Origin of the sequence: Streptomyces sp. H51, from assembly GCF_035656535.1 — a bacterium.
Taxonomy (GTDB): Bacteria; Actinomycetota; Actinomycetes; order Streptomycetales; family Streptomycetaceae; genus Streptomyces.
Map to the genome: position 1 here is coordinate 1 of NZ_JAYMHD010000071.1, position 617 is coordinate 617.

Below are 617 nucleotides of genomic sequence, written 5' to 3' on the forward strand. Positions count from 1 at the left end.
CCGTTCACCGCGGCGATCTCGATCCGCCCCCCGTACGGGGCGATCCGCTCGCGTGCCTGCTCCAACGGCACCGGCAGCGACATCATCCCGCCCAGCCCCGCCAGCCGCGCACCGATCGCCCGACTCCGCAACGCCACCACCCGCGCCGCATCGTCCAGACTCAGCGCACCCGCGACATGCGCCGCCGCGATCTCCCCCTGCGAATGGCCCACCACCGCATCCGGACGCACCCCGTAGTGCTCCCACAACCGCGCCAGAGCCACCATCACCGCAAACGAAGCCGGCTGCACCACATCCACCCGGTCGAAACCGGGCGCACCCTCCGCCTGCCGCAGCACCTCCAGCAGATCCCAGTCCACGTACGCCGACAGCGCCCGCGCGCAGTCCGCGACCGCCGCGGCGAAGACCGGCTCGCTCTCCATCAGCCGGGCACCCATGCCCGCCCACTGATGCCCCTGCCCGGGGAAGACGAACACCGTCCTGCCCTCCACGTCCGCCGCCCCGGTCACCAGATGCGGCGACGGCACACCCTCCGCCAACGCCCGCAGACCCCGCGCCAGCTCCTCACCACCCGCGCCGATCACCACCGCACGCTCACCGAACACCGCACGGCTGTG

The 617-nt window shown here is 72.9% G+C and carries 1 protein-coding gene; it reads right to left on the bottom strand.

Annotated elements, in window-relative coordinates:
* Nucleotides 1-617: acyltransferase domain-containing protein (locus tag VKA29_RS26005; RefSeq protein ID WP_324788410.1), on the bottom strand; the 617-nt coding region annotated here is incomplete at both ends.